The 16,384-nt window shown below is 71.5% G+C and carries 14 protein-coding genes; 7 read left to right on the plus strand and 7 right to left on the minus strand.

Translation table 11 applies throughout. The features are described 5' to 3' along the window. Positions 1–21: 21 nt before the first annotated feature. Positions 22–1,206: a lipid-transfer protein gene (locus O9Y01_RS21235; RefSeq protein WP_269633647.1), complete on the minus strand. Its 1,185-nt coding sequence runs from the start codon at positions 1,204–1,206 to the stop codon at positions 22–24. 195 nt (positions 1,207–1,401) lie between these two features. On the opposite strand from O9Y01_RS21235, the gene O9Y01_RS21240 reads away from it, so the two are divergent. Then, positions 1,402–2,427 carry an AraC family transcriptional regulator gene (locus O9Y01_RS21240; protein ID WP_269633648.1) on the plus strand — a complete coding sequence of 342 codons (1,026 nt, stop codon included), beginning with the start codon at positions 1,402–1,404 and terminating at the stop codon, positions 2,425–2,427. 47 nt (positions 2,428–2,474) lie between these two features. Here the strand turns inward: O9Y01_RS21240 and O9Y01_RS21245 are convergent, their stop codons facing one another. The 3 genes from O9Y01_RS21245 to trhP form a co-directional block, all read right to left on the minus strand. After that, positions 2,475–3,545 (minus strand): serine hydrolase domain-containing protein, encoded by a 1,071-nt coding sequence (locus O9Y01_RS21245; protein WP_269633649.1) that lies wholly within the window; start codon positions 3,543–3,545, stop codon positions 2,475–2,477. Then, complete coding sequence (locus tag O9Y01_RS21250; protein ID WP_269633650.1) at positions 3,542–6,016, minus strand: phosphocholine-specific phospholipase C; 2,475 nt, start codon at positions 6,014–6,016, stop codon at positions 3,542–3,544. The genes O9Y01_RS21245 and O9Y01_RS21250 overlap by 4 nt, the downstream gene beginning before the upstream one ends. A gap of 109 nt (positions 6,017–6,125) precedes the next feature. After that, complete coding sequence (gene trhP / locus O9Y01_RS21255; protein WP_269633651.1) at positions 6,126–7,511, minus strand: prephenate-dependent tRNA uridine(34) hydroxylase TrhP; 1,386 nt, start codon at positions 7,509–7,511, stop codon at positions 6,126–6,128. 88 nt (positions 7,512–7,599) lie between these two features. Between trhP and O9Y01_RS21260 the strand changes: the two genes are divergently transcribed. From O9Y01_RS21260 to O9Y01_RS21285, 6 genes are all read left to right on the plus strand, one after another. Next, on the plus strand, positions 7,600–8,145 hold the full coding sequence (locus O9Y01_RS21260) for a GbsR/MarR family transcriptional regulator (RefSeq protein WP_269633652.1): 546 nt from the start codon (positions 7,600–7,602) through the stop codon (positions 8,143–8,145). Between the two features lie 59 nt (positions 8,146–8,204). Further along, positions 8,205–8,687, plus strand: coding sequence for a thiol-disulfide oxidoreductase DCC family protein (locus O9Y01_RS21265; RefSeq protein ID WP_269633653.1), 483 nt, complete (start codon positions 8,205–8,207; stop codon positions 8,685–8,687). Then, complete coding sequence (locus tag O9Y01_RS21270) at positions 8,684–9,589, plus strand: NAD-dependent epimerase/dehydratase family protein (RefSeq protein WP_269633654.1); 906 nt, start codon at positions 8,684–8,686, stop codon at positions 9,587–9,589. Before O9Y01_RS21265 ends, O9Y01_RS21270 begins: the two co-directional genes overlap by 4 nt. Further along, positions 9,586–9,957 (plus strand): DoxX-like family protein, encoded by a 372-nt coding sequence (locus tag O9Y01_RS21275; RefSeq protein ID WP_269633655.1) that lies wholly within the window; start codon positions 9,586–9,588, stop codon positions 9,955–9,957. The genes O9Y01_RS21270 and O9Y01_RS21275 overlap by 4 nt, the downstream gene beginning before the upstream one ends. Then, positions 9,950–10,426: a DUF2269 family protein gene (locus tag O9Y01_RS21280; protein ID WP_269633656.1), complete on the plus strand. Its 477-nt coding sequence runs from the start codon at positions 9,950–9,952 to the stop codon at positions 10,424–10,426. Before O9Y01_RS21275 ends, O9Y01_RS21280 begins: the two co-directional genes overlap by 8 nt. A 104-nt stretch (positions 10,427–10,530) precedes the next feature. Beyond that, complete coding sequence (locus O9Y01_RS21285; RefSeq protein ID WP_269633657.1) at positions 10,531–11,289, plus strand: MgtC/SapB family protein; 759 nt, start codon at positions 10,531–10,533, stop codon at positions 11,287–11,289. Between the two features lie 54 nt (positions 11,290–11,343). Here the strand turns inward: O9Y01_RS21285 and O9Y01_RS21290 are convergent, their stop codons facing one another. From O9Y01_RS21290 to O9Y01_RS21300, 3 genes are read right to left on the minus strand one after another with little or no spacing between them, the layout of a single operon-like run. Continuing rightward, positions 11,344–14,175: an ATP-binding protein gene (locus tag O9Y01_RS21290; protein ID WP_269633658.1), complete on the minus strand. Its 2,832-nt coding sequence runs from the start codon at positions 14,173–14,175 to the stop codon at positions 11,344–11,346. Then, positions 14,175–14,948, minus strand: coding sequence for a hypothetical protein (locus O9Y01_RS21295; protein ID WP_269633659.1), 774 nt, complete (start codon positions 14,946–14,948; stop codon positions 14,175–14,177). The genes O9Y01_RS21290 and O9Y01_RS21295 overlap by 1 nt, the downstream gene beginning before the upstream one ends. After that, a complete protein-coding gene (locus O9Y01_RS21300) occupies positions 14,945–16,372 on the minus strand; it encodes a hypothetical protein (RefSeq protein ID WP_269633660.1) in 1,428 nt (475 codons plus the stop codon). The genes O9Y01_RS21295 and O9Y01_RS21300 overlap by 4 nt, the downstream gene beginning before the upstream one ends. Between the last annotated feature and the right edge of the window lie 12 nt (positions 16,373–16,384).

Genomic DNA, 16,384 nt, shown 5'->3' on the forward strand with positions numbered 1-16,384 from the left:
AACAGAGGTAAAAGGGGCGGCCTACAGCCGCTCGTAGAGCGTCACCACGCAGGCACCGCCCAGGCCGAGGTTGTGCTGCAGCGCCAGACGCGCCTGCGGCACCTGGCGCGGGCCCGCCGTGCCCCGCAGCTGCTGGACCAGCTCGGTGCACTGCGCCAGGCCCGTGGCGCCCAGCGGGTGGCCCTTGCTGAGCAGGCCACCGGAAGGGTTGGTCACGACCTGGCCGCCGTAGCTGTTGTCGCCGTCGACCACGAAGCGCTCCGCGCCGCCCACCGGGCACAGGCCCAGGGCCTCGTAGCTGATCAACTCGTTGTGCGCGAAGCAGTCGTGGAGCTCCACCACATCCAGGTCCGCCGGTCCCACGCCGGCCGCCTCGTAGACCTGCTCGGCGGCGCGCCGGGCCATGCCGAAGCCGACCAGTTCGCGCATGTCGCGGGACTCGAAGGTCTCGGGGCCGTCGGTGCTCATGGCCTGGGCCCGGATCCGCACCGCCGCACGCAGGCCGTGGCGGGCGGCAAAGTCTTCCGAGCAGACCAGGGCGGCGGCGGCGCCGCAGGTCGGCGGGCAGGCCATCAGGCGGGTCATCACGCCGGGCCACATGACGGGTGCGCTGAGCACCTCCTCCTCGGTGACCACCGTACGGAACAGGGCCAGGGGATTGTGGGCGGCGTGCCGGCTGGCCTTGGCCCGGATCTTGGCGAAGGTGCTCAGCCGGGTGCCGAACTGCTGCATGTGCGCCAGGCCGGCGCCGCCGAAGTAGCGCAGCGCCAGCGGAATCTCGGCATGGCCGACCAGCTCGTCCGTCGTCTGGTCGAAGCGGTCGAAGGGGCTGGGGCGGTCCTTGAAGACCGAGCCCAGGGCGCCGGGACTCATCTGCTCGAAGCCCAGCGCCAGCACGCAGTCCGCCGCCCCGCTCTCCACCGCCTGGCGCGCCAGGAACAGCGCCGTCGAGCCGGTGGAGCAGTTGTTGTTCACGTTGACGATGGGGATGCCGCTCATGCCCACCTCGTACAGCGCGCGCTGGCCGGCCGTGCTGTCGGCATAGACATAGCCCACATAGGCCTGCTGCACCTGCGCATAGCCCAGGCCGGCATCAGCCAGGGCCAGGCGCGTGGCCTCCGCGGCCATCTGCGGATAGGGCGCGCTGGCGCCGGGCTTGGTGAAGGGGATCATGCCGACCCCGGCGACGAGTACCTTGCGATTCATGGGCCTTGCTCCTTTGCCAGCCACCCGACCGGCGCGCCCCTCGGCGCAGCCCCGGAGCCGGCGACCTCGCCATGCTAGGCAGGGCCGCTGCCCGCGGCGATGGCAAAAGACCGCGCCGTGATGTCATTTCACCTCGCGCACCCCGGGCAGGACATCGCCACGCCGCGCCCCCGCCCCGCGCTACAGTGGACGGCTGTGACATCCCGCCCGTCCCTCAAGCCGGCCCCGGCCCTGACCGTGGGCATCGAGTTCGCGCTGAACCTGCTGTCCGGCCTGCGCCGGCGCGGCATCGAGGGCAGCGAGCTGCTGCTGGAGGCCGGCATCCCGCCCGAGGCGCTGAGCCAGCCCGGCGCCCGCATCTCGACCCTGCAGCTGGCCACGCTGCTGCGCACCCTGATCGAGCGCCATGACGACGAGGTGCTGGGCATGCTGTCCCGCCCCTCCAAGCGCGGCTCCTTTGCCCTGCAGGTGCGGGCCGGCATTGCCGGCGCGACGCTGGAGCAGGCCATCCGCCACATCGCCCATGTGTTCCGGCTGCTGCATGACGACCTGAGCCTGGTCCTGGTCCACGAGGGGCCCGAGCTGGCGGGCGTGCAGCTGTGCTTTCACAACCCCGAGGTGGCCGCGAACCCCCACCTGCACGAGCTGGTGCTACGGGTCTACTGGCGGCTGTTTGCCTGGCTGGTGGGCGGCCAGCTGCCGGCGGTCCGTTTCGACTTCGCCTATGCGCGGCCGGCCTATTCGGAGGGCTATGGCCCCATCTTCCCGGCCCCCTGGCGCTTCGAGCAGCCCCACAGCGCGATGTGGTTCCAGGCGGCACGCCTGAAGCTGCCCGTCTGCCGCGACGAGCAGGCCCTGCGCCGCTTCGTCGCCGATGCGCCGGTGCAGGTCATCCTGCCCCGGCGCGATGCGGGCATCAGCGGCCAGGTGCGCGCCCACCTGCAGCGGGCCCAGCCCCTCTGGCCGGACCTGGCGCGCTGCGCCGAGGCCCTGCACCTGTCACCCAGCACGCTGCAGCGCCGCCTGGCGGCCGAGGGCAGCAGCTTCCAGTCCCTCAAGGACCAGCTGCGGCGCGAGGTGGCCATCTACCGCCTGCACACCAGTGCCCTGCCGCTGGGCAAGCTGGCGCTGGAGCTGGGCTTCTCGGACACGGCGGCCTTCCAGCGCGCCTTCAAGCGCTGGACGGGCCTGGCGCCCGGCAGCTACCGGCGCACGAGGTAGGCCCGGCCCGGCTTGAGGCCCAGGTTGAGCAAGACCTGACCCCCTGCTCAGCTGACCAGCTTGAGCGCCAGTGCCGGATGCGGCCCGGGCAGCGCCTGGCGCAGCAGGGCCTTGGCCTGGTCCATGCCGCTGTCCTGCGCGACCAGCGCCACCACCGCGTTCCCGGACTCCAGCTCGGCCATGGCCAGCGAACGGAAGCCCGGATTGGCGCCCCACTGCCACAGCGCCCGGCGGCCCGGTGTCTGCTCCAGGCCCCAGCCCAGGCCCCAGGACACGCCCGGCACCTCCGGAACCGCCACGGGCGAGGTCGTGACCTGCGCCAGCAGCTCGCGGTCCGCCAGGGTCGCCGCCAGGAAGCGGGCGTAGTCGGCCGCCGTGGTGTAGAGGGATGCCGCGGCGATCTCATGGGGAAAGCGCAGCTGGCGGACCTGCCCCGACGCCGTGCGCCCCGCCACCAGCGCGGGCCGGATCTGCTCGGTGAGCCTGAAGGCACTGTCCGCCATGCCCAGCGGACCGAAGAGCTCCTGCGCGGCCAGCGCCTGCAGCGTCTGGCCCGTCAGCCCCAGCAGCAGATGCTGCAGCAGCACGTAGCCCTCGCCCGAGTAGACCCAGCGCGTGCCGGGCTCGACAGCGAAGCGCAGTGCCCTGCCCTCCGCCCAGTTCGGCAGCCCGGCGGTGTGGGACAGCAGCCGGCGAACCGTGATCCGGGCCAGCATGTCCCGCGGCACCGGGTCCAGCACCGGCGGCTCGCGAAGGGCGAACAGGTTCTGTCGATGGGCGTAGCCCTCGGGCAGGAGCGCGTCGAGCGGGCGATCCAGGTCCAGCTGCCCCTTCAGCACCCGGCGCAAGACCAGGGTGGCCACCAGGGGCTTGGCCAGGGAGGCGCCCTGGAAGACGCCCGGCGTGGCGGACCCGCCGCAGCCCTCGGCAGGCCCCGGATCGACCCGCTCGCCCCGCACCAGCCGGGCGGTCGACTGCACGCAGGCGGCCGCAGCGGCCTCCGGCCCCGCCGGATCGGCCGCAGCCGCGATGCCGGGCCAGGCCATTAGCAGCCCCGTCCCGCGCCACAGGAGCTGGCGGCGATGGACGCAGGGGCGCGCCATGGCGGTCCGGCTCACTTCACGCTCAGGGCCAGCGCCGGCGCCGCCTGGACATAGCCGTCGTTGAGGAACAGCCCCAGCAGGTAGTCACCGGCGGGCAGCCCGCCCAGGGCCTGGCTGCCGGCCGGCGCGCTCACATAGTTCCACTTGAGCGAGGAGGTGCTGCCCGGCGTGTCGCCCTTGCGGTAGACGCCGATCCAGTGCTTGTCACCCGCCGGCAGGTTGACCCAGTTGAGCGTGACGCTCTCTCCCACCCGGCATTGCAGGGCACTGATGCCGAAGCGGGCGGCGGCGGGCAGGCCCGGCAGCGACGGCGAGGGCTGGGCCAGCGCCTGCCCGTTGAGCACCGGATCGCTGAAGTCCAGTCCGGCGCCTTCGAGGTGGCCCGCGAAGCGCCGCCAGAAGCGGGCATCGCCCTCGACCGTCAGCCCCAGGTCGTACCAGCCGCGGCTGTTGGACAGCGGCCGGCTGAACTCGCGTGACTGCGAGGGGGCGAGGTCCACGGTGAGCACGGCGGCATCGCCATAGGCCAAGTCCTTGAGCGTCAGGCGGATCGGCTGGCTGCCCGCATTGGTCAGGCGCAGGCGCACGCCGGCGTTGGCGGGATCCTCTTCCAGGCTGAAGTCCGCCCGTGCCGTGCCGGCGCCCAGCGCGCCCGCGAACTCGCGCAGATAGCCGTTGGCGCCCTGCACCCGCAGGTGGTAGGCCGGGCCCGACCAGTTCCACACCTCAGCGTCCACCCGCTTGCCGGCCTCCACGGTGTAGTGCCAGGGCCCGTCGCTGCGCAGCTGGGATTGGACGATGAAGCTGGCGCCCACGCTGCCGAGGTTGGCGAAGCTCAGGGCAAACTGGCGGGCATCGCCCTGCACGGCACCCGTCACCACGGAGCGATAGGGCAGCGGGCAGGCCGGCCGCGGCGAGCCGGGCACGACCTCCTGGGCGGGCAGGGGCTGCAGCGCGGGCGGCAGGGCGTCGCGCGTGCCCCAGGTGCGGGGGTAGCTGGCGCTCAGGGGCACGCTGGCGGGCCAGCGCGCATCCGCGGTGCCCAGCTGCAGCGCGCTCAGGAGGTCACCGCACACGGCGCGGCGCCAGGGGCTGATGTGGGGGCATTGCACGCGCTCGCGCGGCAGGCCGCGCCCCTGCACCAGCCATTCCTCGAGCAGGCGGATCAGCGAGGTGTGGTCCGCCAGCTGCGAATTCACGCGGCCACCCTTGGTGAAGGGCGAGATCAGCAGCATGGGCACACGGGGCCCCAGGCCGATGGGCTCGCTGCCGTAGGTCTCGCCGGCGGTGCTGACGGTGCTGCGCCCCTGGGCGCTGCTCAGAGGCGGCACGGGCGCGGGCATGTGGTCGAAGAAGCCGTCGTTCTCGTCGTAGGTCAGCACCAGCAGGGTCTTGGCCCAAACCTGGGGCTGATCCACCAGCGCGGCCAGGAGGCGCGCCGTGAAGTGCTCGCCGGCATTGGGCGTCTGCTCCGGGTGCTCGCAGTACTCGGTGGGCGCGCAGATCCAGGAGACCGCCGGCAGCCGCCCTTCCCGCGCATCCTTGGCAAAGGCGTCGATCAGGTACTGCCCGCTCGTGCTGCCCACGTTGCCCGGCCCCGAGCCCGCCGCCATGGCCCGCGCGCGCTGGTAGAGGGGCGAGGCCGGGGTCAGCTTCGCGCCGCTGGCGTCCACGCGGTAGCGGCGGAAGTACTGGAGGTAGTTGTCGCCGTAGTTGTCCCACTCCTGGTAGACCTTCCAGCTCACGCCCAGGCCGTCCAGCTGCTCGGCGTAGCTGGGCCAGCTGATGCCGCTGGCGGCGCTGTTGTCATTGGCGATGTCGGCGTTGTAGATGCCGCCGGTGACGTTGTAGAGCCGCGAGTCGCCGATGCCCGTCACCACGCCGCCGCAGTGGCCGCTGAGGGCATAGAAGCGGTTGGGGTCGGTGGGCCCGAAGATCGAGCAGTGGTAGGCGTCGCAGACGGTGAAGGCGTCCGCCAGCGCGTAGTAGAAGGGCAGATCCTGGCGGTTGAAGAAGCCCATGCAGCGCGCGCCCTTCCTGGGCACCCAGGCGTTCCAGTCCTTCCAGGCGGCCTGGCTGCCCTTCCAGGAATGGTCCAGGCCCACGCGCAGCGCATTGGTGTTGCGCACGTCGAAGTGGTAGGGCGTGACGTCCGCCGTGCCCACCGCAGCGCTGCTGGGCTGTTGCCAGACGGGCTTGCCAGAGGGCAAGGGCACGGCACGCGGATCACTGAAGCCGCGCACGCCGCCCAGGCTGCCGAAGTAATGGTCGAAGGAGCGGTTCTCCTGCATCAGGAAGACCACATGCTCGATGTCGCCCAGGCCGCCGCTGAGGCGCTGTGCCGGCACGGCCAGGGCGCGGGCGATGGTCTGGGCGAAGCCGGGCGAGGAGGACAGGGCCGCCGCCGCGCCCAGCAACAGGCCGCGGCGCGAGGTGTTCACGCCGGTCTCGCTGATGTCGGAAGGGTCGAGGGAATCGGGGGCCATGCTGTCTCCTGGCGGTCTGCTGCCGCAAAAAAGCAGGCAGTCTGTGCGGCGACTGCGGCCTGCCGATGAAGGGCCGACTGGCCCCTTCGGCCCATCGCGCCTGACCCGATCAGAGCAGGCGCGCCAGCAGGCCGCCCTCCGCCGGCAGGCCCAGCGGCACCCAGACCCGCACCGGGTCGCCAGGCGCCACCTGAACGGGCTCGCCGTCCAGGTTCTGCATCTGGGTCAGCTCGACGATGCGATTGCCGCTCGGGTGCAGCAGCTCGACACGGTCCCCCACGGCGAAGCGGTTCTTGGCCTGGACCTGCACCCAGCCGTCCTCGCGCACGCCGGTCACCTCGCCCACGAAATGGCTGCGGTGCAGCTCGCTGTGGCCGCTGATGTAGTTCTGGTAGTCCTGGGCTGGCCGGCGCTCCAGCAGGCCGCCGGTGTAGCCGCGGTTGGCCAGGCCCTCGAGCTCCAGCAGCAGCTCGGGATTGAAGGGTCGGCCGGCCACGGCGTCGTCGATGGCGCGGCGGTAGACCTGGGCCGTGCGGGCCACGTAGTAGAGGCTCTTGGTGCGACCCTCGATCTTCAGCGAGTCCACGCCGATGCGCGCCAGGCGCTCCACATGCTCGACGGCGCGCAGGTCCTTGCTGTTCAGGATGTAGGTGCCGTGCTCGTCTTCCATGATGGGCATGAGCTCGCCGGGACGGCCCTTCTCCTCGAGGAAGTAGACCTTGTCCGCCGCCGGGTGGCGCTGGCCGCCGCCGCAGGTGGAGAAGCTGCTCTCGGCCTCGGCCTGGGCTTCGGCGAAGTTGAAGTCGGCCTCGAGCTTGCCCACCGGGATGGCCTCGCCGGACGCCGATTCCTCGCTGGCCGCCGTCGTGCCGTACTCCCAGCGGCAGGCGTTGGTGCAGGTGCCCTGATTGGGATCGCGGCGGTTGAAGTAGCCCGAGAGCAGGCAGCGGCCCGAGTAGGCGATGCACAGCGCGCCGTGCACGAAGACCTCCAGCTCCATGTCCGGGCACTCGTTGCGGATGGCCTCGACCTCATCCAGGCTCAGCTCGCGCGAGAGGATGATGCGCTCCACCCCGGCCTTCTGCCAGAACTTCACGGCGGCCCAGTTGGTGGTGTTGGCCTGCACGGAGAGGTGGACGGGCACCTTGGGGAAGAGGCCGCGCTCCATCTGGTCCAGCACCTGCATGATCAGGCCGGCGTCGGCCATGATCAGGGCGTCGGGCTTGAGCTCGACCACGGGCTGGATGTCCCGCAGATAGGTGCGGACCTTGTCGTTGTGGGCGATCAGGTTGCTGGTGACGAAGAACTTCTTGCCGCGCTGGTGGGCCTCTTCGATGCCCTGGGCGATCTGCTCCAGGCGGAATTCGTTGTTGCGGGCACGCAGGGAATAGCGCGGCTGGCCGGCGTAGACGGCGTCGGCGCCGAAGTCGTAGGCGGCGCGCATCTTGGCCAGGGAACCGGCCGGGAGAAGGAGTTCGGGGGCTTTGAGGCTCATGGCGCTATTGTCCCAGCCCCGCCCCACGGGTTCACAGCCCGCTAATTTCTGTGTTGACAGAAATTACAGATGCCCTAGACTGCCAGCCATGGAACTCAGCAGCAGCGCACGTCGATTCATCGTCCACTGGGGAGAAATGGGCACCGCCTGGGGGGTCAACCGCACCGTGGCCCAGATCCACGCTCTGCTCTTCTTCCACGGCCGGCCGCTGAACGCCGAGGAGATCGCCGACACCCTCAACGTCGCCCGCTCCAACGTCAGCACCAGCCTCAAGGAGCTGCAGAACTGGCAGCTGATCCGGGTGACCCACCAGCTGGGCGACCGGCGCGACTTCTTCGAGACCTCGGTCGACGTCTGGGAGCTGTTCCGCACCATCGTGCGCGAGCGCAAGGAGCGCGAGTTCGACCCCACCGTGCGCGTGCTCAGCGAGATCGTGGCCGACCCGGCCTTCGCCAGCGAAAGCCCGGATGCCCAGGACCGCGTCCGCGAGGCCCTGCGCTTCATGGACACCCTGGGCTCCTGGTCCGAGGAAATGCTGCGCCTCTCGCCCAGCACGCTGGAGAAGGTGCTGAAGATGGGCGCCAGCGTGCAGAAGTTCGTGCGCGGCGAGAGCAAGCCGGGCGGCACCGCCTGAGGCGCTCCGGCGCCCCTTTTTTGTCTCTCAATTTCTGTCACTACCGAAATATCAGACAAATGAATACCACCGACACGCCTGAAGCGCTGTACCCGCTGACGATCTACTTCGATGGCTCCTGCCAGCTCTGCAGCGCCGAGATCCGCAACCTCCAGCTGCGGGACACCCACGGCCGCCTGAGCTTCGTGGACTGCAGCCCCGCGGACTTCGTCTCCCCCGTGCCCGGCGCGGACCGGGCGGCGCTGATGAACGTCATCCATGGCGTCGGCGCCGGGGGTCAGGTCTTGCGCGCGGTGGATCTGTTCGAGGCGGCCTACCGTGCCGTGGGCCTGCCCTGGGTGAGCCGGCTGCTGATCCATCCGCTGATCCGCCCGATCGCCGACCGGGCCTACCCCTGGGTGGTGCGCAACCGCTACCGCCTGCCGCGCTCGCTGATCCGGGGCCTGTTCGAGCGTGCGGCCCGGCGTGCGGCCCAGCGCGCCGCAGCGCAGCCCCGCTGCAGCGACGGCGCCTGCGAGCGGTCGCCGGAGGGTCGCTCATGAACGGCCCCGTGCGTCGCGTCCTGGTGTGCGGGGCCCGGGGCTTCATCGGCCGGCACATCGTCCAGGCCCTGCTGCAGGCGGGCTTCACGGTGCGGGCCGGCGTTCGCGCGGGCTCGACGGCCCCCCTGCCCGCGGGCGTCGAACCCTGCCCCATGGACTTCAGCCGCGACACCCGCCCCGAGCCCTGGCATGCCCGCGTGGCCGACTGCGAGGCCGTGATCAACGCCGTGGGCGTGCTGCGCGAGCAGGCCGGGCAGTCCATGGACGCCATCCACCATGCCGTGCCCGCGGCGCTCTTCAGCGCCTGCGCCAACACGGGCGTGCGCCGGGTGCTGCAGGTCTCGGCCCTGATGCCGCCCGACAGCCGCACCCGCTACGCCCAGAGCAAGCGCCAGGCCGAGGCCGCGCTGCTGGCCCTGCGTGCCGAGGGCCGGCTGGACGCCTGCGTGCTGCGCCCCAGCGTGGTCTTTGGCGAGGGCGGCGCCAGCACTGCCCTCTTCCAGCGCCTGGCCCGCCTGCCGTGGCTTCCCTGGCCCGCACAGGCGGTGAGCCCGCGCATCCAGCCCATCCGGGTGGAGGACCTGGCCCAGGCCTGCGTCCGCCTGCTGGACGCGCCGGGGCCGCTGCCCGCCACGCTGGACCTGGTCGGCCCCGCGCGCTACACCCTGCCCGACTTCATCGCCGCGCTGCGGCAGACGCACGGAGGCCGGCCCGCCCAATTGCTGGTGCTGCCGGCCGCCCTGGGCACCGCCTCCGCCCGCATGGGCGATCTCTGCCCGCGCCAGCCCTGGGGCAGCGAGACCCTGGCCCTCCTGGGCGCCGACAACATCGCGGACGCCGCGCCGCTGCAGGCCCTGCTGGGTCGTGCGCCGCGCTCGGTGCTCGAAGGCGCGCCCGCATGAATCCGAGCCACCGCCGCTGGGCGCGCGCCAGCCTCGTGGCCCTGTGGCTGGGCACGGCCGGGGTCAGCCTGCTGGACTGGCAAGGCATTTCGCACGCGCTGCTGAGCGGCACGCCGCTGCCGCCGGCCTGGCACGGCGCGGCCATCGCCGCCGGCAGCGCGGCCGACGCCCTGCTGGGCCTGGCCCTGTGGCGCTGGGACCGGCCCTGGGTCTACCGGGCCTGCCTGGTCCTGATGGCGCTGATGACGCTCGTCGCCACCGTGCTGCAGCCCGCGCTGTGGCTGCATCCTCTGGGCCCGCTGGGCAAGAACCTGCCCATTGCCGCCCTGCTCCTGATCCTGCAAGACCTGACCCCCGACCATGAGTGAATACCTGATCCTGAAGACCCTGCACGTGATCTCCAGCGTGCTGCTGGCGGGCACGGGCTTCGGCTCGGCCTTCTACCTCTTCTTCGCCAACCGGACGGGCTCGCTGGAGACGCAGGCCGCCGTGTGCCGCATGGTCGTCAAGGCCGACACCTGGTTCACCACGCCCACCGTGATCGTGCAGCCGCTGACCGGGCTCTGGATGGCCCACCTGGCCGGCTGGCCGCTGGACACGCCCTGGCTGCTGGCGGCCCTCCTCCTGTTCGTCGTGGCCGGCGGCTGCTGGCTGCCCGTGGTGTGGCTGCAGCTGCGCATGCGGGACATGGCCGAGACCGCGCTGGCCCGTGGCGAGCCCCTGCCGGCGCGCTACTGGCGCTATGCGCGCTGGTGGGAGGGCCTGGGCTACCCGGCCTTCGCGGCCATGCCCCTCATCTTCTGGCTGATGGTGGCCAAGCCGCAATGGAGCTTCTGAAGCGCAAGCAAAGCGGCAATTTCGCCACTCTTCGGCTTGTTCGCCACACGGCGCAGGACTATGGTCAGGCCATGGTGCGCCCTGCACGCTGACAAGATCACCCCATGAGCCTGCTGGACCTGGACCAACTGCTGCGCTACTGGACCGCCGAGCAGTGGCAAGCCAATGTGCTGATGCTGCTGCACCTGATGGGCGCGATGCTGCTGGGGCTGATCCTCGGCTACGAGCGCGCCTTCCACGGCCGGGCCGCGGGCATGCGCACCTACGCGCTGGTGTGCATGGCCTCGACGGGCGTGGTGATCCTGCTGGCCTACCCGCAGCAGTGGTTCGGTGGCCATGTGGCGGGCGGCGCGGCCCCGCTGATCGCCGACCCCACCCGCGTGATCCAGGGCGTGGTCACCGGCATCGGTTTCCTTTGCGCCGGCGTGATCATGCGCGAGGGCATGAACATCTCCGGGCTGACCACCGCGGCCTCGCTGTGGTCGGCCTCGGCCATCGGCATCCTGCTGGGCATGGGCTTCTACTTCGCGGCCATCTCGCTCACGCTGCTGTGCGCCAGCCTGATGATGTGGGGCGCCAAGCTGGAGTCCGCCCTGCCCTCGCACCCGGCCATCTCGGTGATGATGCGCGGCGTGGACGGCCGGCACTTCAGCCAGGCCGAGCTGGCCGCCTTCACCGAGCAGCTGGGCTACCGCTTCGCGCCCGGCTCGCTGAGCATCGAGCGCATGGGCAAGCACGAGGAATGGCGCTTTGTCTGCACCGCCAAGCGCAACTACCGGGGCGAGACGCTCACCCGCTTCTCCAGCCGCCTGGGCGATCTGCCCGGGGTGAGCGAGTACCGCGTGACCCACGCGCGGAACTGAGCCGCGGCAGGGCTCAGGCAGCAAAAAGGGCGCCGCGGCGCCCTTTGCTCCTGCTCAGTCGTAGATCGACTTCTCCGGCCGCCGCGCCAGCACCGCGATGGGCGGCGCCCAGCGCTCGCCGCGCGGCTTCTTGCTGGTCACGAGGGTGATCTCCGAGGGTTCGAAGACCTCCACGTTGTGCGTGATCGGCGTGGTCAGCAGGTACTGGGCCCGCGTGGAGCGCAGGAAGTGGCCGACCAGCTGGATGTTGCGCACGTCCAGGTGGGCGAAGGGCTCGTCGATGAAGACGAAGCCGCCGGGGCTGTCGTCGTCCTTCATCAGGCCCACCAGCAGGATCAGGCTCTTGAGCACCTGCTGGCCGCCCGAGGCCTCGCCGTCGTTGAGGCCGACCTCGCCCTTGCCGTCGAAGTTGAAGCGCACGTGCAGGCCGGCCTGGGCCAGCACGAGGTCGTCGTTGTCCAGGTGCGGCAGCTCGGCCTGGGCGATGACGCCGGCCAGCTCGCCCAGCTCCTGCACGTTCTTCTTGTAGCGGCGCACGGTGGCGCGCAGCACGTCGATGTAGCGCTCGCGGGCATTGAAGGCGGCGATGCGGGCCATCTCGTTGCTGGCGCGCCGGTCCTCCAGCTGCGTGGTCTGCTCCAGCACGGAGAGGTGCATGCGGGTATGGCGGTCGGCCACGGCCGGGTCGGTCTCCCAGGTGCCGGCGTTGAGGCCGGTGTCCAGCTCCTGCTGCACATGGCGCATGGCGATCTCGGCCTGCTTGGCGTTCTCGAACTCGTCCCGCAGCGCGGCCACGCGGGCCGGCTGGGTCCAGCTGGACGGGAACTTGGCTCGCGCCTCGCGCGAGGCCTTCGCTGCGGCCTTGAGCTCGCGCAGCCGGCCTTCCTGGTCACGCTGGCCACGCAGCACGTTCTCCTCGCTGGCCTTGAGCGAGCCTTGCGCGGACTCGTAGTCGCGCTCGCTGCGCGTGACCTGGGCCAGGGCGCGGTCGTGCGCCTGGTCCAGCTGTGCCATGCGGGTCGCGGCCTCGACGCGGGCCTGGCGCAGCGCCGGCATGCGGGCGCGGCATTCGGCGAACTCGTCGGAACGCTCGGACAGCTCCAGCGCCGCCTTGTGGCCCTGGGCCGCGCGCTGCGCGTCCTTCAGCTGGCGCTCGACCTCGGCCTGCTCCTTGGCGATGCGGGTCAGCTCGCCGTCGTAGCGGGCCAGCTCGCGCTCCAGGGACTGGCGGCGCGAATCCAGCGCGGAGACGCCGAACTGGTACTCGCGCGGCTCCACCCACAGGCTGCGGCCGCCGCGGCCGTCGCGGTAGTAGGCGTCGGGGGTGATCCATTCGCCGCCGGCGTCGCGGCCGGCCTCGGTGTCCTTGACGCAGCGGATGCCGCCCAGCTGGCGGATCAGCCAGCCCGGCAGCCTGGCGCTGACCTTCAGCGCCGAGAGCAGGCTGTCCTTGGGCACCACGGAGGGCACGTGCTCGCTGTCGCCCACCACGTAATGGCGGTAGCGCTCCTTGGCGGCCAGGGCGAAGGCGCGGGACTCGTCGCCCGAGCGCTCCAGCACCACCACCCAGCGCGAGGGCCGCAGGAAACCTTCGGCCGCGGCGCGCCAGGCTTCGTCGGCGATGTCGATGCAGTCGGCCAGCACATGGTGGCCGATGCCGGCGTCGTCCAGCGCCTTGCGGAAGCGCGTGACCTCGGGTGGCGGCGGCGGCAGGCGCTGGCCTTGCAGCGCGTCCATCGCGGCCTGGGCCTTGCGGGCCTGGTCATTGGTGCGGGTGTAGCTCTCGCGCAGCGCGTGCTGGCGGTTGCCCAGGTCTTCCAGGCGGGCGGTCAGCTCCTTGGCATCGGCCTCGACGGCCGACAGGGCCTTGAGCTCCTCCTCCCGCTTGGCCAGCAGCTCGGCGGGGCGCTCGGCCTCGCGGGCGGCGTCGAAGGCGGCGCGGGCCTCCTTGCGCTGGCGCTCGAGGTCCTGCAGCTCGGCCTTGGCGTTCTCGTGCTTCTCGAACAGCGCATGCAGCTCGGCGCGCTTGGCGGCCATATTGCGCTGGTCGCCCGAGGCGAAGAGGCGCTGGCGGTGCAGCTCGCGCAGGGCCTGGGCCGTGCGCAGCCGCCCTTCGGACCACTGCAGCACCGGCACCACCTCGGTGGCCAGGCGCTCGCGCTCCTTCAGCCGCAGCTGGTACTGCTGGTAGCTGTTGACGCGGTTGGCGAGGTCAGACAGCTGGGCCTGGGTGTGGGACAGCTCATGCGCCGCCTGCTCCACTTCCTTGCTCAGCTGCTGCTGGTGGCTGCGGGCCTGGTCGTAGCGGTCCAGCACCTCCTGGTCGCCGAAGACCTCGAACACGAGGCGCAGCAGCTCCTTGGGGCTCAGCTCGCACAGCCGGTCGGTCTGGCCCTGCTCCAGGGCCAGCACGCGGCCGATGGCGCGGGTCAGGCCGGCGGCCTCCAGGCGCTTCTTCCAGGCCTCGATGCCCAGCCAGTCCTTTTCGGCACGCTCGGCCAGGGCCTCGATCTCATGGACGCCGTCGACCAGCAGGTAGCGGCGCTGCCAGTCCCCGCCGTGGCGCTCGATGCGGCAGGCCAGCGTCACCTGGTCGGCATACAGCAGCGAGCTGGCGAAGGGCCGGCTGCTGTTCTGACGGCCGCGCGGGCGGTTGTCCACCAGGGCGCGCAGCCAGGCGGTCTCGGCGTTGGCGTGGCGGGCGTAGGTCTTGTAGGTGCGGCCGCCCGAGCACTCCAGGCCCAGCAGGGTGCGCATGGCATCCAGCAGCGTGGTCTTGCCCGAGCCGTTGGGGCCGGCGATGGTGATGATGTTGCCGTCCAGCGGCATGGAGACGCGGCGGCAGTAGTCCCAGTGCAGCAGTTCCAGCGATTGCAGGTGAAACATCAGTGCGTCTCCGGCGCGTCGCCCGCCTGGGTGGGGGCGGCGTCGTTCATGTCTTGTTCAGGCTCGGGCTCAGGCTCAGGCTCAGGCTCGTTGCGCTTGGCGATGATGGCGTTGATCGCCGGGCCTGCCAGCGGGTCGGTGGCGCGGGCCAGCACATCGGCCAGAGAGCCATCCAGCACGCGCGGGGCGAGCACGTCGTAGTCCAGCAGCAGGTCCAGCAGCGGGCCCTCGGCGATGTCCTCGGCGCGGCGGGTGATGAAGCCGTTGCGCTCCAGCAGCTTGAGGTTGGCGTCCAGGCGCATCTTCTTGCCCAGCTGGTTGCCGAAGTCGGCCAGCAGGCTGCGGTAGGACAGCGTGGGCGACACGCTGGAGGCCAGCGGCAGCGGCTTGTCCGTGGCGAACATCTCGCCCTGCCCTTCGGCCTGCGCCTCGGTGCGGGCGATCTGGCGCTGGCGCTTGGGCAGGATGATCAGGGACCACAGCACCACCAGCAGGGCCACGCCGTCGCGCGGCAGGTCCAGGTTGTTGTTGGAGGCCAGCCCCGTCTCGCCGAACACGGCCACCTCGGCCGGGCGCAGCATGGCCACGGTGATGTGGTCGGCGTAGAGGTTCTCGACCAGCTTCAGGCCCACGGCCGCCAGGCGGTCGTTGAGGGCGGCCCAGAGCTCGGTGTCGATCAGGGCGCGGCGCACCAGCGGGTGGCTGCGGGGCAGCCAGCGGCGGGCGATCAGTTGCGCAGCCAGGTGGGCCGCGTCGTCCAGGGTATTGCTCATGATTCGGATGCGGGGCCGGGGGCGGCAGTGGGTTCGGTGGGCGCGGCGGTGTTGGCAGCCAGTTCAGGGGGCAGCATCACCTGCCCCTCCTCGTCGACCGGCAGCAGATGGCCGCGGCTCATCCACTTGACGAATTCGTCCTCGACCTCACCCTGCTCGACGGACCAGCGCACGCGCCAGGGCTGGCGGGCCATGTCGCCGGTCGCGCCCTGCAGATGCTGGGCCTGGGGGTCACCGAGCAAAGGCAGCAGCTGGGCGCGGTAGGCCGCGCGGGCATAGCTGCCGCCCAGCACGGCGGGGGTCAGGTCTTGCGCGCCACGGCCCTCGGACTGCCACCGGCCCAGCAGGGTCTGCATGCCGGCGAGGTCTTCGGGCAGGCTCATCACGGCCAGCTGGCCTTCGGGGGCGACCAGGCCGGCCGGCAGCGGCTCGGGGGTGGGCGGCTTGGGGCGGTCGCGCTCGAATTCGGCCTCGCAGGTGTCCAGCAGCTCGTGCTGGGCCACCATCACCGGCAGCACGGGGCGGGAGAGCGCACCCAGGCTGAGGTTCTCCAGGAAGGGCACGTTCTGCAGCCAGCGCCGCACGTCGGTCGTGGTGATGCCGGTGGAGCCCAGGGTCACGCGCTGGCGGTCCACCTGCTGCAGCGCGCGGTTGAACTGGCTGGCCATGGCCAGCAGGCGGGCCTGGGCCAGGCCCAGCTCGCGGGCCAGGCGCTCCAGGCGCGCGTTGCCGTCCGCCTGGGCCTGCTCGATGATGGCCGAGAGCGCCTCGCTGGCCCGCTCCACCAGCCCGAGCGCCCGCTCGAAACGCTGGCGGGCGCGCCGCAGATGGAACTCGGAGCCGCTGGCGATGGCGTCGGCGAACTCGTCGTACAGCCGTGCCAGCTGGGCCTGCAGGTGATGCAGCTGAGCGGGGTCCAGCGTGCCCAGCTGGTGGGCGCCGGCCACATTGGCCAGCAGCGCGGCGAGGTCGGCGTCCTGCTCGCCCGCCACAGTCAGCGGCGAGAGCAGGCCCACCAGCTGCTGGGCCAGCGGGGTGATGGTGTACTGCTGGTTGGAGCCGTCCCAGGCCAGCAGCTGGGCCTCGCGCAGGCGCTTGAGCACCAGTTCCAGCGCCTCGTCGCGCAGGGCATGGAAGTGGCGGTTGAGGGTGTCGCGCGGCAGGCGGGATTCGGGGAGCGCCATCAGCTCCATGAAGACCCACAGGCGCAGGCGCACCAGGGCTGCAGGCCCGTGGAACAGGGCCCGCATGGCCTGGATCAGGGGCTCGTTGCGCTCCAGCTGCCACCACAGCAGGGCCTCGCCGGGCACGGCGCCCTCGCGGAAGTAGTCCTCGAAGCGGGGCGCCTCGGTGGCGTCATCAAAGCGCTCGGCCGCGGCGTCCTGCTCGGGCAGGGCCGCGGCGCGGGTCTGGGAATCGGTCATCGCGCGGATTAT

Origin of the sequence: Pelomonas sp. BJYL3, from assembly GCF_027257975.1 — a bacterium.
Taxonomy (GTDB): domain Bacteria; phylum Pseudomonadota; class Gammaproteobacteria; order Burkholderiales; family Burkholderiaceae_C; genus Roseateles_B; species Roseateles_B flavus.